26 protein-coding genes are annotated in these 24132 nt (G+C 52.9%); 11 read left to right on the plus strand and 15 right to left on the minus strand.

The annotated features are described in order from the left end of the window. Window positions 1-61 precede the first annotated feature (61 nt). Complete coding sequence (locus tag VW41_20410; GenBank protein AJZ91213.1) at window positions 62-643, plus strand: NADPH quinone reductase MdaB; 582 nt, start codon at window positions 62-64, stop codon at window positions 641-643. Window positions 644-673: 30 nt separating this feature from the next. Continuing rightward, window positions 674-991 carry a quinol monooxygenase gene (locus VW41_20415; GenBank protein AJZ91214.1) on the plus strand — a complete coding sequence of 106 codons (318 nt, stop codon included), beginning with the start codon at window positions 674-676 and terminating at the stop codon, window positions 989-991. A gap of 67 nt (window positions 992-1058) precedes the next feature. Here VW41_20415 and VW41_20420 read toward each other — a convergent pair whose 3' ends face one another. From VW41_20420 to nudF, 5 genes are all read right to left on the minus strand, one after another. Next, complete coding sequence (locus VW41_20420; GenBank protein AJZ91215.1) at window positions 1059-2951, minus strand: DNA topoisomerase IV subunit B; 1893 nt, start codon at window positions 2949-2951, stop codon at window positions 1059-1061. A 45-nt stretch (window positions 2952-2996) separates the two neighbouring features. Beyond that, window positions 2997-3572 (minus strand): esterase, encoded by a 576-nt coding sequence (locus tag VW41_20425; protein AJZ91216.1) that lies wholly within the window; start codon window positions 3570-3572, stop codon window positions 2997-2999. Continuing rightward, window positions 3572-4399, minus strand: coding sequence for a diguanylate phosphodiesterase (locus tag VW41_20430; protein AJZ91217.1), 828 nt, complete (start codon window positions 4397-4399; stop codon window positions 3572-3574). The genes VW41_20425 and VW41_20430 overlap by 1 nt, the downstream gene beginning before the upstream one ends. 142 nt (window positions 4400-4541) lie before the next feature. Continuing rightward, window positions 4542-4967, minus strand: coding sequence for a dehydrogenase (locus VW41_20435; protein ID AJZ91218.1), 426 nt, complete (start codon window positions 4965-4967; stop codon window positions 4542-4544). Between the two features lie 2 nt (window positions 4968-4969). Further along, window positions 4970-5602 carry an ADP-ribose pyrophosphatase gene (gene nudF / locus VW41_20440; GenBank protein ID AJZ91219.1) on the minus strand — a complete coding sequence of 211 codons (633 nt, stop codon included), beginning with the start codon at window positions 5600-5602 and terminating at the stop codon, window positions 4970-4972. A 212-nt stretch (window positions 5603-5814) separates the two neighbouring features. Between nudF and VW41_20445 the strand changes: the two genes are divergently transcribed. The 3 genes from VW41_20445 (at window position 5815) to VW41_20455 (ending at window position 9313) form a co-directional block, all read left to right on the plus strand. Continuing rightward, complete coding sequence (locus VW41_20445) at window positions 5815-7299, plus strand: membrane protein (GenBank protein ID AJZ91220.1); 1485 nt, start codon at window positions 5815-5817, stop codon at window positions 7297-7299. Between the two features lie 169 nt (window positions 7300-7468). Beyond that, complete coding sequence (locus VW41_20450; GenBank protein ID AJZ91221.1) at window positions 7469-8146, plus strand: hypothetical protein; 678 nt, start codon at window positions 7469-7471, stop codon at window positions 8144-8146. Between the two features lie 6 nt (window positions 8147-8152). Further along, on the plus strand, window positions 8153-9313 hold the full coding sequence (locus tag VW41_20455; protein AJZ91222.1) for a hypothetical protein: 1161 nt from the start codon (window positions 8153-8155) through the stop codon (window positions 9311-9313). A 33-nt stretch (window positions 9314-9346) separates the two neighbouring features. Here the strand turns inward: VW41_20455 and VW41_20460 are convergent, their stop codons facing one another. The 3 genes from VW41_20460 to VW41_20470 form a co-directional block, all read right to left on the minus strand. Next, on the minus strand, window positions 9347-10135 hold the full coding sequence (locus VW41_20460) for a dioxygenase (protein AJZ91223.1): 789 nt from the start codon (window positions 10133-10135) through the stop codon (window positions 9347-9349). Between the two features lie 179 nt (window positions 10136-10314). Continuing rightward, a complete protein-coding gene (gene ribB, locus VW41_20465; protein ID AJZ91224.1) occupies window positions 10315-10968 on the minus strand; it encodes a 3,4-dihydroxy-2-butanone 4-phosphate synthase in 654 nt (217 codons plus the stop codon). Beyond that, a complete protein-coding gene (locus VW41_20470; protein AJZ91225.1) occupies window positions 10965-11234 on the minus strand; it encodes a hypothetical protein in 270 nt (89 codons plus the stop codon). Before VW41_20470 ends, ribB begins: the two co-directional genes overlap by 4 nt. 99 nt (window positions 11235-11333) lie before the next feature. Between VW41_20470 and VW41_20475 the strand changes: the two genes are divergently transcribed. Together VW41_20475 and VW41_20480 are read left to right on the plus strand one after the other, a co-directional pair. Further along, the gene (locus VW41_20475; GenBank protein AJZ91226.1) at window positions 11334-11594 is read left to right on the plus strand and encodes a hypothetical protein; all 261 of its coding nucleotides are present in this window, start codon (window positions 11334-11336) and stop codon (window positions 11592-11594) included. A gap of 118 nt (window positions 11595-11712) precedes the next feature. Then, complete coding sequence (locus VW41_20480) at window positions 11713-12297, plus strand: membrane protein (GenBank protein AJZ91227.1); 585 nt, start codon at window positions 11713-11715, stop codon at window positions 12295-12297. 43 nt (window positions 12298-12340) lie between these two features. Here the strand turns inward: VW41_20480 and VW41_20485 are convergent, their stop codons facing one another. Then, a complete protein-coding gene (locus VW41_20485) occupies window positions 12341-14005 on the minus strand; it encodes a chemotaxis protein (protein AJZ91228.1) in 1665 nt (554 codons plus the stop codon). A gap of 213 nt (window positions 14006-14218) precedes the next feature. On the opposite strand from VW41_20485, the gene VW41_20490 reads away from it, so the two are divergent. From VW41_20490 to VW41_20505, 4 genes are all read left to right on the plus strand, one after another. Then, window positions 14219-14821, plus strand: a complete 603-nt coding sequence (locus VW41_20490; GenBank protein AJZ91229.1) for a fimbriae regulatory protein FimW — start codon at window positions 14219-14221, stop codon at window positions 14819-14821. 252 nt (window positions 14822-15073) lie between these two features. Continuing rightward, a complete protein-coding gene (locus tag VW41_20495) occupies window positions 15074-15781 on the plus strand; it encodes a diguanylate phosphodiesterase (GenBank protein AJZ91230.1) in 708 nt (235 codons plus the stop codon). A gap of 8 nt (window positions 15782-15789) precedes the next feature. Next, window positions 15790-16530 (plus strand): hypothetical protein, encoded by a 741-nt coding sequence (locus VW41_20500; protein ID AJZ91231.1) that lies wholly within the window; start codon window positions 15790-15792, stop codon window positions 16528-16530. Window positions 16531-17094: 564 nt separating this feature from the next. Beyond that, window positions 17095-17727, plus strand: coding sequence for a fimbriae Z protein (locus VW41_20505; GenBank protein ID AJZ91232.1), 633 nt, complete (start codon window positions 17095-17097; stop codon window positions 17725-17727). A 75-nt stretch (window positions 17728-17802) separates the two neighbouring features. Here the strand turns inward: VW41_20505 and fimF are convergent, their stop codons facing one another. From fimF to fimA, 6 genes are all read right to left on the minus strand, one after another. Beyond that, window positions 17803-18324 (minus strand): adhesin, encoded by a 522-nt coding sequence (fimF, locus tag VW41_20510; protein AJZ91233.1) that lies wholly within the window; start codon window positions 18322-18324, stop codon window positions 17803-17805. 9 nt (window positions 18325-18333) lie between these two features. Further along, entirely contained in the window at window positions 18334-19338 is a 1005-nt protein-coding gene (gene fimH / locus VW41_20515; GenBank protein ID AJZ91234.1) for an adhesin, read from the minus strand. A gap of 27 nt (window positions 19339-19365) precedes the next feature. Next, window positions 19366-21960, minus strand: coding sequence for a fimbrial protein (locus VW41_20520; protein AJZ91235.1), 2595 nt, complete (start codon window positions 21958-21960; stop codon window positions 19366-19368). Window positions 21961-21991: 31 nt separating this feature from the next. Next, a complete protein-coding gene (locus VW41_20525; GenBank protein AJZ92033.1) occupies window positions 21992-22687 on the minus strand; it encodes a fimbrial chaperone protein FimC in 696 nt (231 codons plus the stop codon). 44 nt (window positions 22688-22731) lie between these two features. Then, a complete protein-coding gene (locus tag VW41_20530) occupies window positions 22732-23277 on the minus strand; it encodes a fimbrial protein FimI (GenBank protein ID AJZ92034.1) in 546 nt (181 codons plus the stop codon). Window positions 23278-23355: 78 nt separating this feature from the next. After that, window positions 23356-23910 (minus strand): type-1 fimbrial protein subunit A, encoded by a 555-nt coding sequence (gene fimA, locus VW41_20535; protein ID AJZ91236.1) that lies wholly within the window; start codon window positions 23908-23910, stop codon window positions 23356-23358. Between the last annotated feature and the right edge of the window lie 222 nt (window positions 23911-24132).

Here is a 24132-nt window from a genome sequence, read left to right on the forward strand (position 1 = left end):
TTTTTTCATGGTACTGCCCTCTTTATAATGATTGGCAAACGTAATTATTTAAGGGCTAACGATGAGCAATATCCTGATTATCAACGGCGGTAAAAAATTCGGCCACTCCAACGGCCAGCTTAATGACACCATGACTGAAGTCGCGGAAAGCTATTTGCGCGACCTCGGGCATGATGTTCAGGTAACCCGCGCAGACAGCGAATACGACGTTAAAGCGGAAGTTGAGAAATTCCTTTGGGCAGACAGCATCATCTGGCAGATGCCAGGCTGGTGGATGGGCGCCCCGTGGACGGTCAAAAAGTACATTGACGATGTGTTCACCGAAGGTCATGGTTCACTGTATGCCAGCGACGGCCGTACCCGCTCAGACGCCTCTAAAAAATATGGCTCTGGCGGCCTGATTCAGGGCAAAACCTACATGATGTCCCTGACGTGGAACGCACCTTTAGAAGCCTTCACCGAAAAAGATCAGTTTTTCCATGGCGTTGGCGTAGATGGCGTTTATCTTCCGTTCCACAAGGCGAACCAATTCCTGGGTATGGAAGGGCTGCCAACCTTTATCGCTAATGACGTCATCAAAGCACCTGACGTGCCACATTATGTAGCAGAATATCGCAAGCATCTGGCTGGTATTTTTGCTTAACTGTTTGCCGGATAACATAAGGAGTTAGTCATGCTGACAGTGATTGCAGAAATTCGTACGCGTCCTGGTGCACACCATCGCCAGGCGGTAATTGCAGCCTTTGAGAAAATTATTCCAACCGTGCTGCAGGAAGAAGGCTGCCACGGCTACGCGCCGCTGGTCGATCATAACGCCCAGGTCGCGTTCCAGACCACCGCCCCGGACTCTATCTTCATGCTGGAAAAATGGGAAAGCGTTGCGCATCTGGAGGCCCATCTTCAGACCAAGCACATGAAAGAACATAGCGCCCGCGTGAAAGACGACGTGCTGGAAGTGCATATCCGCATTCTCGAAGAAGCGGTTAAATAACCCGGCGACTAAGAATGCAAAAAAGGGATGGCTCAGGCCATCCCTTTTACGTTTCGGAGAAAAGCGTTTAGCCCTCGATATCGGCCATATCACCTTTTTCTTGCAGCCAGTTACGACGGTCTTCTGAGCGTTTCTTGGCCAGCAGCATATCCATCGTTGCCAGCGTGCGCTGGTCGTCTTCATCACTGATGGTCAACTGAACAAGACGGCGGGTATTCGGATCAAGCGTGGTTTCGCGCAGCTGAAGCGGGTTCATTTCGCCCAGGCCTTTAAAGCGCTGCACGTTTGGCTTGCCTTTCTTGCGCTTAAGCTGTTCCAGCACGCCCGCTTTTTCTTCTTCATCCAGCGCGTAATAAACTTCTTTCCCCAGATCGATGCGGTAGAGCGGCGGCATCGCCACATAAACGTGGCCGCCTTTCACCAGCGCCCGGAAGTGGCGTACAAAAAGCGCACACAGCAGCGTGGCAATGTGCAAACCATCGGAGTCCGCATCCGCAAGAATACAAACCTTGCCGTAGCGCAGCTGGCTCAGATCTTCACTGTCGGGGTCAATGCCGATCGCCACAGAAATATCGTGCACTTCCTGCGAGGCCAGCACTTCGTCAGAAGACACTTCCCATGTGTTCAGGATTTTCCCTTTCAGCGGCATGATAGCCTGATACTCGCGATCGCGAGCCTGCTTGGCAGAGCCGCCCGCCGAGTCCCCTTCCACCAGGAAAAGTTCGGTCCGGCTTAAATCCTGCGCGGTACAGTCCGCCAGCTTACCCGGCAGAGCAGGCCCGCTGGTCAACTTCTTACGCACGACCTTCTTCGCGGCACGCATCCGACGCTGAGCGCTGGAAATTGCCAGCTCGGCCAGCTGTTCTGCCGCCTGCACGTTCTGGTTCAGCCAAAGACTAAAAGCATCCTTCACTACGCCGGAAACAAAGGCCGCGCACTGCCGTGAAGAGAGGCGCTCTTTCGTCTGGCCAGCAAACTGAGGATCCTGCATTTTGACCGACAGCACGTAGGCGCAGCGCTCCCAGATATCTTCCGCAGAGAGCTTCACGCCGCGCGGCAGAATATTGCGATATTCACAGAATTCACGCATCGCATCGAGCAGCCCCTGACGCAGGCCGTTTACGTGTGTGCCGCCCTGCATGGTTGGGATCAGGTTTACGTAGCTTTCCGTCAGCAATTCCCCACCTTCCGGCAACCAGAGCAGCGCCCAGTCAACGGCTTCGGTATCACCCGCAAAATTGCCGATAAACGGCGCTTCCGGCAGGGTAATCAGGCCATTCACCGCTTCGCACAGGTAGTCGTTCAGGCCGTCCTGATAGCACCAGCGCTGCTCGGTATTATTCACCTTATCGGTAAAGGTAATTTCTACGCCTGGGCACAATACCGCCTTCGCCTTCAGCAGGTGGCTGAGGCGCGACACGGAAAAACGCGGGCTGTCGAAGAAGCTTTCATCCGGCCAGAAGTGCACGCTGGTCCCGGTATTTCGCTTACCGCAGGTGCCAATCACTTCCAGATCCTGCACCTTCTCGCCGTTTTCAAAAGCGATGCTGTATACCTGAGCGTCGCGGCGGACGGTCACTTCAACGCGTTTGGAAAGGGCGTTAACCACAGAGATCCCTACGCCGTGGAGGCCGCCGGAGAATTGGTAGTTTTTATTCGAGAATTTACCGCCCGCATGCAAACGGCAAAGGATCAGCTCAATGGCCGGCACCTTCTCTTCGGAATGGATATCAACAGGCATCCCTCGCCCGTCATCAATGACTTCCAGCGACTGGTCGGCGTGAAGGATAACATCCACGCGCTTAGCGTGACCTGCCAGCGCCTCATCCACGCTGTTATCAATGACTTCCTGCCCTAAATGGTTAGGACGAGTGGTGTCGGTGTACATCCCCGGGCGGCGGCGAACTGGCTCAAGCCCGGTGAGTACCTCTATATCATCGGCATTATAGGATTGCGTCATGGTTTATTCATTCAGATAGCGAAACAGGAAATCGGCCGTCAGGCCTCAGCGTAAGCCGAGGAAGTCGACAATCTGTGTGAAATAATCTTCGAAGCCAGTAAAGGCGTGATTGCCACCGGGTTTCACCGTCTGGCGACAGAGCGCGTAGTAGGCTACGGCCTGGCGGTAATCAAGCACCTCATCGCCCGTCTGTTGCAGCAGCCAAATCAGGTCTGGCGCTTCCAACGGGTCAATCTGCATGACTTTCAGATCGTAAATATGGCGTGACTCTAGCACATATTGCTGCCCGGTGTAGGGGTTCTCGTTTTTACCGAGGTAACCCACCAGCAGCTCAAAGGGGCGAACGGCGGGGTTAACGACCACCGCGGGCAGCGTGAAACATTGCGAAAGCCAGGTCGCGTAATAGCCACCCAGCGAGGAGCCGACAATGCCTAGCGGCTCACCACCGCGCTCAAGCACCAGAGACTCCAACAGCTCGGAGGCCTCTGCCGGGTAGGGCGGCAACTGCGGCACAATCATTTCTATTTCGGGATGATGCTGCGCCAGCCACGTCTTAAAGCGGGTGGCCTTCGCAGAAGCCGGGGAGCTATTAAACCCGTGCAGATAAAGTAATGCCGGCATTAATAACCCTCAGAAGCCGTGTCAGGGCTAAATTTACCGCTTTGCAGCCGGCAAACTTCCGTCGTCAGGCTGCCGTCAGGGTAAAGTTCTAGCCAGCGCCACCCCGGCTCAATGGTGTCGAGCGTAAAGTTAGCGCAGTGGGGTTTGAACTGGACGCATGTCGAAGGCGTGGCCAGCATTCTACGCCCGTTCCAGTCGAGATCCAGTTCCTGATGGATATGTCCACACAACAGGGTTTTCACCTGTGGCCAGGGCTTGAGCACCGCATCCAGTGCGGCCGCATTGCGCAGGCTATGCTGATCCAGCCAGCTACAGCCGGCGGGAAGAGGATGATGATGGAGCAGAAGTAACGTGTGGCGCGCCGGAGCAGCAGCCAACTGTCGCTCAAGCCATTCAAGCTGATAGTCGCTCAGTTCACCGTGGGGGACACCAAAAACCTGGCTGTCCAGCAGCAAGATTTGCCAATGCTCGCCGATATAAACGCGCTTGGCCGGGGAAATACCGGCCTCCTGCAGCGCATTAAACATCGCAGGCTGAAAATCGTGGTTACCCGGCAGCCAAACGCAGGGCGCAGAAATGCTGGAGATCCCTTCAGCAAAGTGCTGATAAGCCTCCACGCTGTGATCCTGGGCCAAATCACCGGTTGCCACCAGTAAATCGCAGGCACGCTGTTCGGCGAGAATGGCGTTCAGTACCGCCTGATAGCTCTTCCAGGTGTTAATACCGAGCAGCGTTTCGTTCTTTCCAGCGAACAAATGGGTATCGGTTATTTGCAATATCCTGATTCGGCCTCCATCGGCCACAGGAAGGGTTAACAGGCTTTCCAAATGGTGTCCTTAGGTTTCACGCACACTTACTACCCACCACACTTGAGCTGCTGATATCCAGGCGGCAGCTCGGAACATTCCGGGATCAATACCATCCATTATTCAGGTCGTTGTGCCGTTAGCCGTCCTCGTCCCTAAAAAACTAGGTATACACGGGAACCGCCATTGCTCCATGCGCTAAACAGTAGCGCAGCCAATCAGCAAGAAACTGGTTAATTTGATGCTTTTCGTCGCGTTGATGCAACTTTTTATTCGGATAATCATAACGTGCTTTGAAGCGAAAGATCTGCTGGCTTGAACACACTTCCGCGACCATTGCATCGTGATACAGCCTGACCGACATAGACGGCAGACTCCAGTAACTCACCGTGGGATGCGTTTGCTCAATTTCCACCAGGGTTGTATAACGCGTTGATTCTGAGATAGTTAAACGATATCTGGCGCTATTAACCTGATAGGTTACCGTTTCGCCCGCCGCATCATTTTTCGGCAGCAGGCGGCGCAGCTGCGCGAAGTTGGTTTCGCACAAACGCATCATTTCGGGGAAGTCAGGGGTATAGCGCTTCATAATCAGTGATTCCACTCTTTTCTTAGTTGCTCATAATGCAGCTGCAGCCATTGCAAAGCGATGACCGATGCCGCGTTGTCGATGCTCCCCTCTTCGACACACTGGTAAGCCTGCTCCCGGCTGACCACATGAACACGAATATCTTCGTTTTCTTCCACCAGGCCATGAATACCTTTGGCCTTGGTGGCATCCACTTCGCCGACTAAAATAGACAGTCTTTCACTGGTGCCACCAGGACTGGCTAAGTAGCTCAGAACCGGTTTAGTACGGCCCACTACAAGGTCTGCCTCTTCTACGGCTTCACGGCGCGCAACATCTTCTACGCTTTCGCCCTCTTCAATCATGCCGGCGATCATTTCCAACAACCATGGGGTCTCACTGGTGTCCCAGGCAGCGATACGGATCTGCTCTATCAGGACGACTTCATCGCGCACAGGGTCATAGGGTAGCAGTACCGCAGCGTGACCGCGCTCAAAAATTTCGCGCCTGACTTCGCCACTCATTTCGCCGTTAAACAAACGATGGCGAAAACGATAAAGATCGAGTGAAAAAAAGCCACGATAAAGCGTTTCCCGTGCAATAATTTCTACATCCTTTTTGGCGAAAGTAGCCGCTAGCTTTTCTGACTTGTTCATAGATGATGTCCTGATGGCAAATGGGCGCTGGCCGGGCGATTTCAACCCTGCGTAACTGCCCTTTCAATTTTGATGTGGTAGATTGGTGAAAATTAAGGTAGATGGCACTTTACGCCAACCTGCCCGGCTGACGGAATCTGTAGAATCGGCGATCATATTTGACTCCTGTCGGCGTTAAACAAAATAATTCTGCTTCACAACAAGGAATGCAAATGAAGAAACTGCTCCCCATTCTTATCGGTCTGAGCCTAACGGGTTTCAGCGCCATGAGCCAGGCAGAAAACCTGCTGCAGGTTTATCAACAGGCCCGCACCAGCAACCCGGACCTGCGTAAATCCGCTGCTGACCGTGACGCCGCATTCGAAAAAATTAATGAAGCGCGCAGCCCATTACTGCCACAGCTGGGTCTGGGTGCAGATTACACCTACGGCAACGGTTTCCGCGATCAGAATGGTGTTAATTCCAACGCCACAAGCGCGACCTTACAGCTGACGCAAACCATTTTTGATATGTCTAAATGGCGCGCTTTGAGCCTGCAGGAGAAAACGGCAGGTATCCAGGATGTCAGCTTCCAGACCGATCAACAGTCGCTGATCCTGAACACGGCAACAGCCTATTTTAACGTGCTGAGCGCGATTGATGCGCTTTCCTATACTGAAGCACAGAAACAGGCCATCTATCGCCAGTTGGATCAAACCACTCAGCGTTTTAACGTTGGTCTGGTTGCCATTACCGACGTGCAGAACGCCCGCGCACAGTACGACACCGTGCTGGCAAACGAAGTTACCGCCCGTAATAACCTGGACAACGCCGTGGAATCCCTGCGTCAGGTCACCGGTAACGACTATCTGAACCTGGCTTCTCTGAACGTTGACGGTTTCAAAACCAACAAGCCAGATGCGGTCAACAACCTGCTGAAAGAAGCTGAAAAGCGCAACCTTAGCCTGCTTCAGGCTCGCCTGAGCCAGGACCTTGCGCGCGAACAAATTCGCCTGGCTGAAGACGGCCACCTGCCGACGCTGAGCCTGAACGCATCCAGTGGCGTGTCTAACACCAGCTATAACGGTTCAAAAACCGCGAATAATTCGGCGTATGACAACAGCTACAAAGGGCAAAATCAGATTGGCCTGAGCTTCTCACTGCCGCTGTACCAGGGTGGCCAGGTGAACTCTCAGGTTAAACAGGCCCAGTACAACTTTGTTGGCGCCAGCGAGCAGCTGGAAAGCGCACACCGCAGCGTCGTACAGACCGTGCGCTCTTCCTTTAACAACGTGAATGCGTCTATTAGTACCATCAACGCATACAAACAGGCCGTTGTGTCCGCACAAAGCTCTCTGGATGCGATGGAAGCCGGTTACTCAGTGGGTACCCGTACCATCGTTGACGTGCTGGATGCCACTACCACGCTGTATAACGCCAAGCAGCAGCTCTCCAGTGCACGTTACAACTACCTGATTAACCAGCTGAATATCAAGTCAGCGTTGGGAACTCTGAACGAGCAGGATCTGATCGCGCTGAACAACACGCTGGGCAAACCAGTTTCAACTTCAGCGGACAGCGTTGCCCCAGAAACACCAGAGCAGGATGCCCGGGCTGACGGCTACAACACCACGCCAGCGGCCGCATCAACTCAAGCAGCCCATGCCACTCCGGCAGCGGCCACCAGCGGTAAGAAAGCGAACCCATTCGCTAATTAATCGCCGGAATGCCAACGAAAGGGGCGTGTTTTCACGTCCCTTTTTTTCTGTCTCACGTTTGAACGTAAGGCAACGTAAAGATCCCCTGCCAACAGGCCAACATCGCTTCAATTTCAACCGTTCATCCCCTATCCTTAGCACCAAACCTACTGGGCTCAGGACTGATTAAATGAAACGGACAAAAAATATAAATCATTCATCGTTCCGCAAAAGCTGGAACGCACGCCATTTAACGCCGGTGGCGTTGGCTGTCACCGCCGTCTTTATGCTGGCCGGCTGTGAACAAAGCGACGAAACCGTCTCAATGTATCAAAACGCGGACGACTGCTCGCAGGCAAACCCGAGCAAAAGCGCGGAATGTACCACCGCCTATAACAACGCCCTGAAAGAAGCCGAGCGCACGGCACCGAAGTACGCTTCCCGTGAAGCCTGCGTCGCCGAGTTTGGCGAAGGCCAGTGCCAGCAGGCACCTGCTCAGGCAAGCCTTGCGGGCGAAAGCCAGGCTCAGGCGCAGCCTCAGCAAAGCGGCAGCTTCTGGATGCCGCTGATGGCGGGCTATATGATGGGTCGCCTGATGAGCGGCGGCGCGGGCTTTGCGCAGCAGCCGCTGTTCACCTCGAAAAACCCGGCTAGCCCTGCTTACGGCAAGTACGCCGATGCCAGCGGTAAGAGCTACGGCGCGGCTACCCCAGGCCGGACCACGACCGTTCCGAAAAGCGCAATGGCGCCAAAACCCGCCACAACCTCAACGGTTACCCGTGGTGGCTTTGGTGAGTCAGTTGCTAAGCAGTCCACCATGCAGCGCAGCAGCGCCGCCTCCGGCACCAGCCGTTCGATGGGTGGCTAATCAATCATGGAAAGAGTTTCTATCGTTGAGCGCCCTGACTGGCGTGAAAAAGCCACGGAATACGGCTTCAATTTCCACACCATGTACGGGGAGCCGTACTGGTGTGAAGACGCCTATTACAAGCTCACGCTGGCTCAGGTTGAACGCCTGGAAGAGGTGACCGCCGAGCTGCATCAAATGTGTCTCAAGGTCGTGGAAAAGGTGGTGGCCAGCGACGAGCTGATGACCCGTTTCCGCATTCCGAAACACACCTGGGAATTTGTTCGCCAGTCATGGCGTAGCCAGCAGCCCTCCCTTTATTCCCGCCTGGATCTGGCGTGGGATGGCGTGGGTGAACCCAAGCTGCTTGAAAACAACGCTGATACGCCAACATCGCTCTACGAAGCGGCTTTTTTCCAGTGGATCTGGCTTGAAGATCAGGTCGCGGCGGGCAACCTGCCCGAAGGCGCAGACCAGTTCAACAGCCTGCAGGAAAAGCTGATTGAGCGCTTTGCCGAACTCAAGCAGCAGCATGGCTTCAATCTGCTGCACTTTGCCTGCTGCCAGGACACGGTAGAAGATCGCGGCACAGTGCAATATCTGCAGGACTGCGCCGCCGAATCAGAGGTCGCCAGCGAATTCCTCTTTATTGAGGAGATTGGCCTCGGCGAGAAAGGTCAGTTTACCGACCTGCAGGATCAGGTTATCAGTAACCTGTTCAAGCTCTACCCGTGGGAATTCATGCTGCGTGAAATGTTCTCTACCAAGCTGGAAGATGCAGGTGTACGCTGGTTAGAGCCGGCCTGGAAAAGCATTATCTCCAATAAAGCCCTGCTACCTATGCTATGGGAGATGTTCCCGGACCACCCTAATCTGCTGCCGGCTTATTTCGCCGAAGATAACTTCCCGCCGATGGAAAAATACGTCGTGAAGCCGATCTTCTCCCGGGAAGGCGCCAATGTGAAGATCATCGAGAATGGGCAGGAGATCGCGCGCGTTGACGGGCCGTACGGCGAAGAAGGTATGATAGTCCAACAGTTCTACCCGCTTCCTAAATTCGGCGACAGTTATACGCTGATTGGTAGCTGGCTCATCAACGATCTGCCTGCCGGGATCGGCATCCGCGAGGATCGCGAGCTTATTACGCAGGATCTTTCCCGCTTCTATCCGCATATCTTTGTGGAATAAAGCATTAAAAAAGCGCCCATCGGGCGCTTTTTTTTATCCCACCACAACCGACAGCATACTCAGCGATCCCATTTCAATCCCGTCGACCGGGATCGTCACCGGCTCTTTGCCGTCCCACGCGCCCAGCACATACAGCAGCGGCAGGAAATGTTCCGCCGTCGGGTTAGACAGTGAACCGCCTTCATGACTGAGATAGTTCACCAGCGGATGCTGCTCCGCTGGCCCTTGCCAGGTCAGGTTCGCTTTTACGTAATCGTTAAACGACTCGGCCCATGGATAAGGCGTATTTTCACCGTGCCAGCGCGCAGTTCGCAGGTTATGCACGACGTTACCGCTCGCCACCAACATGATGCCCTGGTCGCGCAGCGTAGCCAGTTTACGGCCGGTCTCCAGATGCCAGGCTGCCGGTTTGGTGCTGTCGATACTCAACTGCACCATCGGGATATCCGCATTCGGGTACATCTTGATCAGCACGCCCCAGGAACCGTGGTCAAAGCCCCATGCTTCTTTATCTAACGCCACAGGCGTCGGTGCCAGCAGATCAACCAGCTGCTGCGCCAGTTCAGGCGAGCCGGGAGCCGGGTAATGTGTGTCATACAGCGCCTGCGGGAAACCGCCAAAGTCGTGAATCGTCTTCGGCGCCTCCATCGCGGTTACGCCCGTCCCGCGGGTGAACCAGTGGGCTGACACCACCACAATCGCTTTTGGCCGCGGCAGCGTTTCGCCGAGCTGAGCCCAGGCACGGGTATAGCGGTTATCTTCCAGCACGTTCATCGGGCTACCGTGGCCTAGAAACAGCGCGGGCATACGTGGGGTTGTCATGATGGTGTCCTTAAATGGCTAAGATTTAATGAACACAGATTACGCCCAATTTTTGTGGGAAGAACTCAGATAAGCATGATGATGATCATCAGAAATTTTGAACAGGTCAGAAAAGACGAAAAACAGCGAGGTGGGAGTGAACAACAAAAGCCCGATCGTGCCGACCGGGCTCTACTTTTTTAGCTAGCTTTACGCGCTTGCGCCTGACGATATTCCACCAGATCTTCGATGGTAACAACCGCCATATTGTGTTTACGGGCAAACTCGATGCACTCCGGCGCGCGCGCCATGGTGCCGTCGTCGTTGGTCAACTCACACAAGACTCCTGCAGGTTTGAAACCCGCCAGAGAAACCAGATCGATTGTCGCTTCGGTATGGCCGCCACGAGTTAACACGCCCCCCGGCTGCGCACGCAGCGGGAAAACGTGGCCAGGACGGTGCAGGTCGCTCGGCTTAGCGTCATCGGCAATTGCCGCGCGCACAGTGGTCAAACGGTCGGCTGCAGAAACGCCGGTTGTCACGCCGTGCGCGGCTTCGATAGTCACAGTAAACCCGGTGCCGAAAGCACTGGTGTTGTTTTCGACCATCATCGGCAGTTCGAGCTGTTTACGGCGTTCGTCGGTCAGGCACAGACAGACAATACCGCTGCCGTGGCGAATGGTCAGCGCCATTTGCTCAACGGTCATGGTTTCAGCCGGGAAGATCATATCGCCTTCGTTCTCACGATTTTCGTCGTCGAGAACCATGGCGCCACGGCCTTCGCGAAGCGCATCAAGAGCACGCTCAACGCGCTCAGTCGGGGTGCCAAATACAGAAAGTAGCGTCTGATTCATGGTAATAACAACCTCATTAATATTATGGTTACCAGAATCAGGGCAGTCTTAGGAGCTAAAAAAATAACGCGGGCAGGCCAGGGCCTGACGTGATCGTTACTCTCTCCCATCCGGACTTTAACCGTCGGCCCCGGAATTACACCGGATCTGCTGACCTTCAGGCATAGCCTGAAGCGCTCGCGGGCTTTCAGCGTTCGCTGATTTACCGCCGGTGGGGAGTTTCGCCCCGCCCTGAGAATAAGCAGGTTCACTATAGCGCTAATCATTTTTGTGGGCAACGATTACACAGGCAACATTTCCAGTTTATCCCCTGGCAATCAGGCATTACAATTAGCCCTATAACCCGCCAGATAATGGAAGCCACTATGATTGACCCGAAAAAAATTGAACAAATCGCCCGCCAGGTCCATGAGTCAATGCCGAAAGGGATTCGTGAATTCGGGGATGATGTGGAGAAGAAAGTACGCCAGGTCCTCCAGTCTCAGTTGACCCGCCTTGACCTGGTGAGCCGCGAGGAGTTTGACGTGCAAACTCAGGTATTGCTGCGTACCCGCGAGAAACTGGCTCTGCTGGAGCAGCGTCTGACCGAACTGGAAAACCGCGAAGCCCCGAAAGACGCCGAGTAATATCTCCCCCCCTCGTCTGCCCGGCGAGGGGACTCATCTTGATTGACTCAAGACTCAAAAAATACAGCCGACAATAATCAAACCTCGTTAAAACAGACAGGCTGGGTGCATCTTGTACATGGACGTCAAAAGCAAAATAAATACGTTGCTTAGCTATATTTTTTCTAAAAATTTCGTGGTCACAGCCGTCTTCATGTCTTTTTTTATCGCCATCATGTGGTACATGCTTTGGGCTACGTCTATTTCCCACTACACCGTTTTAGTAAAGGACTTTCCTGAGCTTCGAATTTACCTCGGCTTTGGGTTCTCCATGGGCCTGATATTGACACTCGGCTCGCTGCGACACCTGCCCTCAACAAAAAAGCTTAAATATTTAGGTGAAAAGTTTTTCGGCTACTCAGCGGTGTTCACCGTCCTGGTATTAAACAGCGCGGATGTTTATGTTTATCTCTTCCCCGATAAAACAATCGGCTACCTCTCTGAATATGACGTCGAGTTTCCAGGTCCGGCCAGAGGCAAAAGCGGCCACTGCGAAGCAGGACTGTGGATTAAAGACACCAATACCGACAGATGGAAGGAACTTTGCACCAGCAAAGCGGCATTGCTTGTGGAGCGAAGACAAGGCATGGATGCCGTGTGGGTCACGGCGAGGGTGAACAAACTTGGCTCTTATATTGTGAACTACGAGTTTGTTTATAAATAACCACGGCAGCACAGGCCGCCGTGGTGGATTTAACGACGTTAAATCAGAAGGTTTCCCAGTTATCGTCAGACGCTGCGGCCACGGCTTTACGCGGTGCAGCGGTCGTCGCGGCAACCTTCGGCGCAGCGGTCTGAGCTTTGGCCTGGCGTTCCTGAGCGATACGGAATACGGAAACGGACTGCGTGAGTCGGCTGGCCTGTTCTTCCAGCGCAGCGGCGGCGGCGGCAGACTCCTCCACCAGCGCGGCGTTCTGCTGAGTGACACGGTCCATTTCTGCAACCGCCAGCCCAACCTGATCGATACCGCGGCTTTGCTCGTCCGAGGCAGAGGCAATCTCTCCCATGATATCGGTCACCCGGGTAACCGCATTAACGATTTCCCCCATGGTTTCCCCGGCGCTTTCAACCAGCGTCGAACCGGTATCAACCTTGCTGACCGAGTCCTCAATCAGGGTTTTGATCTCTTTCGCGGCCTGAGCACTGCGCTGTGCCAGGTTACGCACTTCCCCGGCTACCACGGCAAAACCACGCCCCTGCTCACCCGCACGGGCAGCTTCAACGGCAGCGTTAAGGGCCAGAATGTTGGTCTGGAAGGCTATCCCGTCAATCACGCTAATAATGTCGGCAATTTTCTGCGAGCTACCGGCAATTTCGCTCATGGTATGCACCACATTGTCCACGACTTTGCCGCCGCGCTGTGCGGTTTCAGAAGCGCTCAGCGCCAGCTGGCTGGCCTGGCGAGCGTTTTCAGCATTCTGTTTAACCGTGGCAGTCAGTTGCTCCATGCTCGCGGCCGTTTCCTCAAGCGAAGCTGCCTGTTGTTCGGTACGAGAAGAGAGGTCGTTATTGCCGATGGAAATCTCGCTGGCACCGCTATAAATCGCATTCGCGCCGTTGCGGACCTCGCCCACGGTAATAACCAACTCGCTTTGCATATGGCGCAGATTTTCGGCCAGTTGCCCCATTTCGTTGGTGCCTTCCACGTCGATCTTGCGCACCAGATCGCCGCTGGCAATATGGCGAATACTTTCGATCAGGCGATTCAGCGGAGAGATAAGCGTGGTGCGGATCCCCTGCCAGACCACAAGGATCACCACCAGCACCACAATCAGGACGCCAATCAGGATCCAAATCGCCATGCTGTAGGAGCTGTTGCTGCTGTCGACCGCTTCCTGATACAGGTGGTCGTTTTGCTGCAGATAGTTAACGTATTGCTTCTCAAAGCCGTCCTGATACCCCTGGGTTGGCTGATCGAAGAATTCATTAATTTTTCCCGCTCCGAGCAGTTGAATCAGCTCCGCCAGCGCGCCGTGATAAATATCATAGTTGCGCTTAATTTCCTGTGCGGCCGCGTCGCTTTGACGTGGGTCGCGCGGTAAAGCTTCATATGCTGCCCACTCCACCTCGGCCTGTTTCAGCGAAGTGCTGGCAATCGCCATGAGCTCTTCAACGGTTGCGCCACTGCCAATTTTATTGGCATCCATCATGTAGCGAATGCCGGCGCGGTTGAGGGTATTACGGGTTTGCAGCAGCGCCACCCAGCTGCCGTTCAGCGTTGACTGCTGCTGACGAATGGTTTGTAAAACGGTGAAATTTTCTTTGTCCTGCTTCAGCGCATTGAAGAACAACCCACCGGAAGCTATCTGCAAAATGCCAAACAGCCCCAGGACGACCAGTAAGCTAGTAACGATTTTGATACGGTTTAACATTGCTTCTCATTCCCTGTAAGACAAGTCTTAATCATCGGCGTAACAGCAGAAAACTTTACCCAAAGCGTTTTTTTGCCGTTTTTTCTGCTACTCCCAGGAAATGGCCTGGCAATAATTCATCCTCCACGCCTGCGGGGTTAAGTCGTAACACATTCATAACCCGAGTTTTTTTCACTATCATTTTTTTAATAGTCAACCAGCCCGGAGGAAGGCATGCTTACCGTTGCTATCTGTGAAAAAAATAGCCATTTTGCAAATGGCATTAAAATTATTATCCAGCAGCTCTGCCATCAGTTTAGCGAGACTTATCATTTCCTACCGTTGGCGCACCAGGATGTCGCGGATCTGGTTTTTTTCGCACTCGATGACAACTGGTCAACCGCCAACTGCTACAAAATACCGCAGACGACACGCCATCAGCGGGTGATCCTTATCTGCAAAAAGCAGGACCAGGAAAACCTGATGTTTCGCCCCTGCCTGTATATGCTGCCGTCTATTTACCGTGAGGATGAGGTCGAGGATGTCAGGCTCAAGCTGGCGCCGTGGGTAGACCCCGAACGGCGCAAAAAAAACACCCTACCGGTGCCTACATCTATTTGCCACTACTGCACAACGCGGCATTTCAACATGCAGGAGCGAGAGTTGCTGAAGCTGATGGCCTGCGGTTACTCACTGATTGACGCCGCCTTTATTATGCACATTGATGAAAATGCGGCGCGGGATAAACGACTGTCGATTATGAAAAAACTTAATATCAAGAGCCAATATAAACTCATGAATTATATCAAACTCAATTTACCTTTCTTGCTGGATTGAATCTATTTATTAAGTATTTTCTTATTATGCCAGGGAATTACTCTTAATTATAAAAAAAATACTCCCTTCACACTTCAGGGTTGCGAATTTTCGCAACCTGGAATAAGCCATCCCTGCTATTCACCCATTCGTGGCGCTGAGAGAATACGCTCAGAATAATCTTCAAATCTGCTGACAGTACACCGCCTCTTTCTCGCAGGTCATTGATCGATCAGCAATTCAGCAATAATTGTCACAATTAGCGACAAAATAATGATAAATATTTCTAGTGATAACATTTTATTATCTGTTAACCAGCATATATCCGGTTTCCGCCTGGAACCGATTGTTAATTTATTTAGTGGACACGTTATTAGTCATGAAGTACTCAGTCAGCTATCGCCATCGAGCGACGCTGACGATTTCTTTGCACACCTGCCGGTTTCCGAAAGCATGGCACTTTTCTGCCATCAAGCTGGCCTGCTGAAGTCCCTGCAAGAACCAGGCGAATACTGCCTTAACCTTCCCCTAATGGCGCTGATTGACGATCGGCTATTCACTCTGCTGCTTGATGTTTGTGAATCATGGATAACAATTGAGATACAGGATGCCCCACTTTTTGGTACGTGCTCCAGGCAGCATCAGCTTTGCCTGTGTGAGCGAATTAAGCTGTTACAACAACGCAAGATTTCGGTATGGCTTGATGACCTTACCGATGCCTGTATTGCAAGCTTTAACCACACCGCCATTGATGTCGGCGGAGTAAAAATTGATAAACACGCATTTTGGACGCTCAGCAAAAACCGCCGGGCACTTCGGCAATTGGTTGCACAATGCGCAGATATATCGCCTCAGGTTGTCAGTGAAGGTATCGAAGACACACAACATCTCGAGCTCGCTCACCAGTCTGGCGCCAGCCTTGGACAGGGCTACCTATGGCCGCATAAACGCCGGCTGCTCTCTGATACATTGTCATTGTGAGGAGGCTTATGTGCGCAGCTATGAGGCGAAATAAACACCGTCGTAGTCGGACTGATTATTTTCTAAACCCCTCCAACTACACCGCGCCGCTTTTTTTTGATCGACTCGAATATCTTCAACAGCAATTGATTGGGGGACAAAAACCAAAGAAGCCCGACGCCATCCTGATTTCTGCCGATAGCTTTCTCAGCAGCGCAATCACCGGCAGCCTTTTCCAGCACCTTAACATTCCGGTTTCCGCTTCTCTGGATGACGTTATCGCGCATCAGACACTTTCTCCTGTACCTCGTCTGATAATCGACCTCGACAGCCTGGAAACACCGACGCTTGAAGTGCTACAGGCAATTCGCCAACAAACAATCACCACGCCACAGCCCCAAATTACGCTGCTCAGCGCGCTGCGAAAGCCTGAAGTGATGCGATTTATTCTGCTGGCAGTTGACTGCAAGCTTGTAGAACGTCGCCTGCCGCCGGATAAACTGAAACAGGCGCTCAGCTGCAGCGACTCTCATTTGACCACGCGGTACGAGACACCCGGTTTTTCCATTAGAGAATGGGCAATTTTGTTGGCGCTAAGTCGCGGAGAGTCATTGAAATCTATCGCCCTTTTTCTGGAGAAACCCTATCATTACGTCGTTTACCGCTTCAACGTTTTGCTGGCCCGACTGGCGCTTGATAAGCGCAGCAAACTGCTGCATCTGATTCATGAAATTTCTGTTGCAAATAACGTACATCGGCCTTCGAACTAACCTACTGAGTGGTAAGATATTTTAAGAATTTACTTAATTTTTATGTTTGATTTGGGTTAAAAACATACAAAATAATAACAATTACAACTATTCCTGGAAGCAATTCTTCCGCTATGACGCCATTCAGCACTTTTTGATCCAAAACAAATTAACAACAATCAGAACTAAATGTCATTTTTTCTGCAATAAAAAGTCTTTCAAACCATCCTAACTTAAAATTTAGGTTAGTTAATTCAATTTAGAAAAAGGGTCATTAACTACACAGCATTTCGTATTGACTCAGATTATCCTCAGACACATCAGACTTTTCCCACAAAAACTGCGCTGTATAATCACCTCATCACATATTTATATTTGCCAGGGCATTTATAACGTTTAAATGTGAAGTTATTTAGGCAGCAGCTCTCCGCCATGAATAACAAATTTAAAAAAAGGATAAGTTTTAAAACAAACAAGGAGGTTCCCGCATAAAGACCGGCAACCGCCAACTCACTGTTTATCACTTTCGCTGCCATTGACGCTGTGTCAACGCGATGTTTTTATCAAACAATCGAGGCAAAAAAAATGAAACCGGCATCCGTAATCATTATGGACGAACACCCTATTGTCAGAATGTCGATAGAAGTGCTGCTCCAGAAAAATAAAGATATTAACGTTGTTTTAAAAACAGATGATGGTCGGGAAGTTATCGACTATATGCGAGCGAATCCGGTCGATCTGGTGATTCTTGATATTGAACTCCCCAACACCGACGGCTTCACATTACTCAAAAGAATCAAAGGAATACAGGAAAACACTAAGATTCTTTTCCTGTCGTCAAAATCTGAATCTTTTTACGCTGGACGCGCCATTCAGGCTGGTGCCAACGGATTTGTTAGCAAACGTAAGGAACAGGAAGATATATTTAACGCGGTTGAAATGTTGCTTTCGGGCTACTCTTTTTTCCCTTCGGAGACGCTGCATTTTATCAGCAGCCATAAATCTCGTCGGGGTACAATGGACGATATGCCGTTATCCAATCGCGAAGTCACCGTCTTACGCTATTTGGCAAATGGCCTATCGAATAAAGAGATTGCTGAGCAACTATTGCTAAGTAATAAAACCATTAGCGCACATAAAGCTAATATATTCTCTAAACTCGGACTCACTTCCATCGTCGAGCTGATTGACTATGCCAAGGTGCATGAACTGCTATAAAGGACCCTCACGCACTGGAAGCGGAAATACCGGGAAAACTTCTCCCGGTTATTTTCTGGAATCATTAAGATATTTTTAGTTATAGCTAATCAGAAACGTCGCATCCGCATTGGCCAGCCCGGCATCCGCGTTGTCCGCCGTAGCAATGTAGTTGGCCCAGAACTTCAGCGTGACATCCCCGTTAGCATCAACCTGCATCGTTTTACTGGCATTATTCAGCAACAATCGGGATTTATCCTCATTGAGGAGCTCAATGGCTACGTTCTTAGCCGTACTGGCAGCGTTTAGCGCCAGCAATCCCGTCCCGGTGCTCTTTCCATTGAAAGTAATGGATGCGGTGCCGCTCGGCGGGCAGCCGGTAAGTTTTAGGTTGAACGGCATTGCCTGAGTGGTACTCCCGGCGGTACGCAGCTGTTTGGTTGGCCACGAGCCCAGCTTCACGGTCTTGTTGTCGCCCCCCGTTTCCACAACGCAGGTGTAATCCACGATATTTCCCCGCAACTCAACGTTGATCTCACCTAGCGGAGACGCCGCTCTCGCCGAGGACAGTAACACTAACGGGACCAGCGCCAGCGCGCTCAGGAAACATTTATTCATCTGGCCCCCTTAATCGAAATCAACACGCAGATAGCCACGGGCCGTGAACGGCCCTTCCTTCGGTTTGGCACCCGTGACGCTGACCGGCCAGGCGCGAATCCCCACTCTGGCCGCCGCGGTGTCATCAAGCTGGAAATTAATCTTGCTGCCGAGGTTGTTTGGCGTCAGCGGCGTACCGCTGGCGTTCGCCACGATAAAACCCAGATCGCTGTTATCGGACACCATCATGTTGCCGCTGCTCTTCTCGGCCTCAAGGCGCAGCGTGAGGTAAGCCTGGGCATCGATATTGGTGCATTTGATGCCCACCGTTTTGCTTTGCGGCGTCACGCTTTGCGGGCGGTTGCCGGCCCCGGCCTGGCTGAATAACGATGCTCCGATGCTGCCAAAATCAAACTCCACCACCTGCCCGGCATTGATCTCACAGGTCTGCGGCACTTCAACTTTTCCGCTATAGCTGATGGTGTAAACCACCGTACTTAACGGATCGGCGGTGGTCGTCGTCACGTAGACACGGAACATCGTCTGCCGTGGAATCGGCACCATATTGATAAAACGGCGGGTGACTTTAAGACGAAAAACCAGTTTTGAGTCTGTGACGCCAAAAGGCTTATTCTTCGACACGTTAGGGTGCGAGCCCATCTGCATGTAATTTACAGGCGGATAAAAATCACCGGCATAGCTGTCGTTGATTTTCATTGCCCCATTAAGGTAATCGTTTATTTTCAGGTATTTATAGCTACCCACCACTTCCTGAATGGGTAAATCTGTCACGTAGCTACGCTTGGTGGTAGTCCCCGACGTCCCCTTCGGGCAAATCGCATTCACGCCAATCAGGCCTGATTTTTCGGACAGGGTAACTATCTGTCCGACATTGTTATTGCTGCTATTAAATTTGTCAGATAAATCATAAGCAATATCCGTCGGAATGCCGTTTTCATTCGAGCAAACCGTCGCTGCAGCGGGGCCGGCGCAGGCCAGCAGCAGGCCGCCGGCGATCGCATTGTTCAGTTTCATTGTCATCTTCCTGAATCTCTCCGCACGCTATGAACACGTAGCGGTCGCCATGACGACAGCCTGCTTCAGGCTCTCTTCCGGCAGGGAATAGTTGGCGCGGCACTGGGAACCCTTCCCGTCGCCCCATTGGATCAGCAGCTTGCCCTTCAGCGGCAGGCCGCTGAGGTAAATCTGCCCGTCATCACCGGCCATGCTGGTCACACCGCTTTGCTCTTCACGTACCACAGAACCAAACGGCACCGGACGATCGCCGCGTTTAACGGTGATGATGGCGCGCACGCCGATACGCGCATCGAAGGTGGCACGAACCAGCGCCCCCTCCGTCGGCACTACGCTGCTGACGTTATTTTCAATGTCGGTATGGTTGTCCATGGTGTTGGTATCCAGCGCGACGCGGTTGTAGCGGTAGACCGTGGCATACGGCATGACGGCATAGCCGCGCCAGTCGGTTTTCACCCCGGTCTGGTTTTCAATGCTGACGCCGGAAGCGCCCGGCGCTTTAATCAGCACATTGGTGTCACCCAGCGGCTGGCTAAAGGTCACCCCGTCCGCATGGCCTACCACACCGCCGGAAGCCTGCCAGTTGAAGTCATGCTGGTTTCGGTCGTAGTTGTAGCCCAGGCCAAGGGTGCCGTAAGTGGCCTGCCAGTTGGCGGTGGCGCTGCCGGAATAGCCGTTATTGCTGGTATGCCCCTGACTGACGCTGTAGTTCAGGTTGCGGCCTTCCAGAAGCGTGCCTCCGACCCCGGTTTGCCAACTGTTTTTGCCGTCAGAGTTGCGGCTTGTGGCCACCGTGGCATAGGCACGATCCAGCGCCGTATCGCGCGAATAACCGTGGCCAAGCAGCGTGCTAAACGGAATTGAAAGGTTGAATGCAACGATACGGTTGGTGTCTGCCAGGCCGAGGGATTTACTCCACGACCAGGAAAGCGAATAGCTGATCCCGCGCCAGCCGCTGGAGTACCCCAGCTGGTACCAGGTGTTGTCCTGATCGGTTCCCCAGTAAGTTTGCTGACTGCCGGAAACATACACCGAGCCATAATCTCCCAGTGACTGAGAGATGTTGACCTGAAATCGGCCCTTTTTGTTGTATCGCAGGTTGTGATAGCTGGTCGCCACCAGCTCCTGGCGGTTACTGTCGTTGTTTTGCCACTCATACTGGTAGCCTTCCATGTTGCGGTAGGCCACGTCATCCAGAGTGTAAAAACCGCGCGTCGAGTAGCGATAGCCAAGCAGTTGGAAGTTAGTCCCGTAGCCGCTCAGGGATTTGGCATACAGGAAGCGCAGCGACTGCCCCTGATGCTCGCTGTCATCTGAAAGTTTGCTGCGCGCATGGGTAAGATCGAGTGAAATCGCCCCCCATTCGCCAAGGTTTTTACCGGCACCCAAGGCGACGGCGGTATAGCGTTCCGCAAGCTGTGTCCCGCCATAGGCGGTATAGCCGTTCGGCAGACCGGCAATCAGCGTGCCTTGAGTAAAGAACGGTTTATCCTGCTGGTTATTCCCGCTGCGGAAATCCCCCATGACCACGTCATATTTAAACCGGCCTTCACGTTGCAGCATCGGTACTGTGGAATAAGGCACGGTGTATTTCTGCAGAGAACCGTCTTTCTCTTCTACCGTAACCTCAAGGTCACCGCTTGAAGACGTCGGGTTAAGGTCGCTAATGGCAAACGCGCCCGGGGAGACGTAGCTCTGATAAATCACGTAGCCATTCTGGCGGACGATAATTTTGGCATTGGTACGGGCAATCCCGCGCACGGTCGGCGCGTAGCCCTGCAGGCTGTCCGGGTACATGCTGTCCGAAGAATAGAGGCGTGCCCCGCGAAATCCGAGGCTGTCGAACACATCGCTGCCGGTGTTGCTGTCGCCCATGACCAGCTCGCCCTTGAGCGGAATAATCGAGCGCTGCAGCGTGGTGCTGATGTTCTGCCACTGATTCTGGTGGCGGCCATCGCCGCTGGTGTAGTTCCAGGCGCCGTTATTGCGCAGGCGCCACGGGCCCAGGTTCAGGCCGCTTTGCAGGTTCAGATAGTAGCTGTCGTTGTAAGTCCCGCGGTTGCCGGTAAAGGTGTAGTTCAGCAGCCCCGCAGGGATCCCTTCATCCCACTGGTCCGGTGGAATGTAGCCGCGGGCACTGTTGATTAAAGAGGCCTGAGGCAGGCTAATATCAAGCCGCAGGCGCGAAAAGTCATAGCTCACTTCAGCGCCCGGCACCGCCGTGGTCACGGGTACGCACTCGCCGGACTTATATTTTGCCAGCTCAGGATACGCCAGCATATTCAGCCCAAGCCGTTTGAGCCAGTCAACGTCAAGACAGGCCGTCAGCCCGCCGGACTTCACGGCTTCAGCAGCAGGAACCTTCGATTCCGTCGCAGTAAAATGCACGTCTTCGGTGGCAACAAATTCATCGTTGCGCCAGATGTCTACGCGATAAACGCCCGGCGGCTGGCTGCTGCCTTTTTCGAAACGAGACAGATCCGCCACCGCCGCGGTATCGTCCGATAAAAATGCCGGGTTGAAATAACTCTCAGCGGCAGCGAACGCAGGCCAGAGCGAGGCCACAATGGTCGCCGTCAGCGGCGCTAGCGTAAAAACCTTACGCGAGACTGAACTCTTCATGATTTACCTGCTTCCCTTTGCCAGCCCGGCTTTACTGCATGACACCCGCTTGTGCTTTGGTCACCGCGCCGTAGTCGTTAACGGTCTGGAAGCTCACCGCCCCCTGAGCGCCAGATGGCACAGCGACCTGCACGCTATTTTTTGGTGCCACCATGGTGTTAGGCAGTTTTTCATTCCCAATTTTCAGGTTGACCAGTGAGACGTAGTAAGGCGAAGGATTGCTTACCTTCAGGTACTGACCGCTGCGCGCGAAGCGAATCTCCTTGAGGGCATCTTCCGGCTGCATCTGCAGATTTTTAGGGCGCACGAACAACTTGATGCGGGAAAGCACGGCGAGCTGGAGGACGTTTTTTCCCTCCACGCTGCTTTTATCCACGGAAGGAATGGCCTTAACGTTCATCCAGAAAATGGACTCGCGATCCGTTGGCAACGCTGGTCCGGCGTAGATAATACGCAGCGTATTTTCGCTTTTAGGCTCACTGACAAACAGCGGCGGCGTGACCACAAAGCTTTTCTCTTTTTGCCCCAGATCGTTTTCAATCCAGGAGTTCACCAGGAAGCGTTCTTTCGGATCGCTGTTGGTGATGGCCAGCGAAGTCTGTTTCGCGTCGGCCGGATAAATAACACGCGTGGCGCCCAGGGCAATACCGCCCGCGGCCTGCGCATTAAAAGCAATCATCATTAAAGAGAGCATCAGTGCCGAAGCGGCTTTATATAATTTGTTCATCACGACAGGTACCATCAAAATAGCCAGAATGGAGAAGCAGAGGTTCAGGGATAAACCAGCGTGAACCAAATGTCGGAGCGAATATTTCCGGGCGACATATGCTTAGAAACCGAACGATAACGGGCAGTAAAATGAAAATTCATCTCCTGCGTGGTTATCTGCGAATAGGAAGCCGGTTCGCTATTGGGAATAATCAGTTGCTGCTGTTGGTCGAATAACGCCAGGCCAATGCCGCTGCTGGCGTCATTGCCACTTACGCTGGACGTGGCCAGAAAGACCTGGGGATCTTCTGCCGGGGTGGAACCCTGGAATGCGATACCAACATGGTCGTAAACCTCCGGGCGACAGTCCGTCAGCCGAAGGGTAAAAGGAATGCTGGGTGGGGCGTAGCTACCCACATCTTTAAAAACATTGCTCGGGTACTGGCCCATTTGTACCGTCATTTCCTGACTTTCAGGCGCGACGGCGCAGGCGCCGTTAACCAGCTCACCCTGCATATGCACTTCCCCACCGTGGATAACCACAATGCGCTTTGCCTGAACGGGATTCACCGCTACCAGGATAGCCAGGAGCAGGATTTTCCTTATCATCATCGTCCTCTCTGGACTCGCGTCGGACAAGCCTCGTCCCTGAGGCTGAATCATCCCTGAGCAATCAGCCGTGGCTGATTATTCGTATTTCATTACGAAAGTCGCGTCCGCGTTCGCAGCACCGGCAGTTGCCGTCGCAGCGGTTGCTTTATAGCGAGCGGTGAACGGAATGGTGTTCTCGCCGTCGTTCAGATTCTGAGCGGTAGAGAAGGTAGAACCGTTCGGAGACAGGGTCTTAGAGGTACGATCCAGGATCTCGATACCCACGCCTTTTGCGGTGGTTGCGTTACCGCCGGAGTTCACCGCCAGCAGCGTTGGGTCGGTCGCATCAGTCTGACCGGTGAAAGCAACAGAAGCGGTGGCCGCAACGGTGCTATCGCAATCGGTCAGTACGATGTTGAATGGGATCTGGGAAGAGGTATCGCCCACTTTGGTGAAAGCTGCGGTACGGTACTGGCCCAGTTTAACGATCTGGCCGTCGGACTGAGTGCTCACTGCGCAAGCGGCGTTAACCAGCTCGCCCTGGAAGTGTACGGTCCCGCCATTAACGGTTACAGGATCTGCTGCGTTAGCGGCGCTGCTGACCAGAGCAACGGTTGCGATCAGAGAAGAGGCGATTTTGCTTAATTTCATGGGTATTCCTTCATATATAAAACGCACATCGGCGTCATGCATCCCTCATGACTCCGTTTGAATCATCATCGGTCTTAAATGACCGCATAACGCATTCCCCACATCCTGTGGGAATTCCTTAGAATGCTCAGTGGTTTCATTAGAATTAAAGACAAGCGCTTCCCCGACACATTATTTAATGGCCGAATAAAGTTATCTTTAATAATTCAAGATGAAATCTTC

It is taken from the genome of Klebsiella michiganensis (genome assembly GCA_000963575.1).
Classification (GTDB): domain Bacteria; phylum Pseudomonadota; class Gammaproteobacteria; order Enterobacterales; family Enterobacteriaceae; genus Cedecea; species Cedecea michiganensis_A.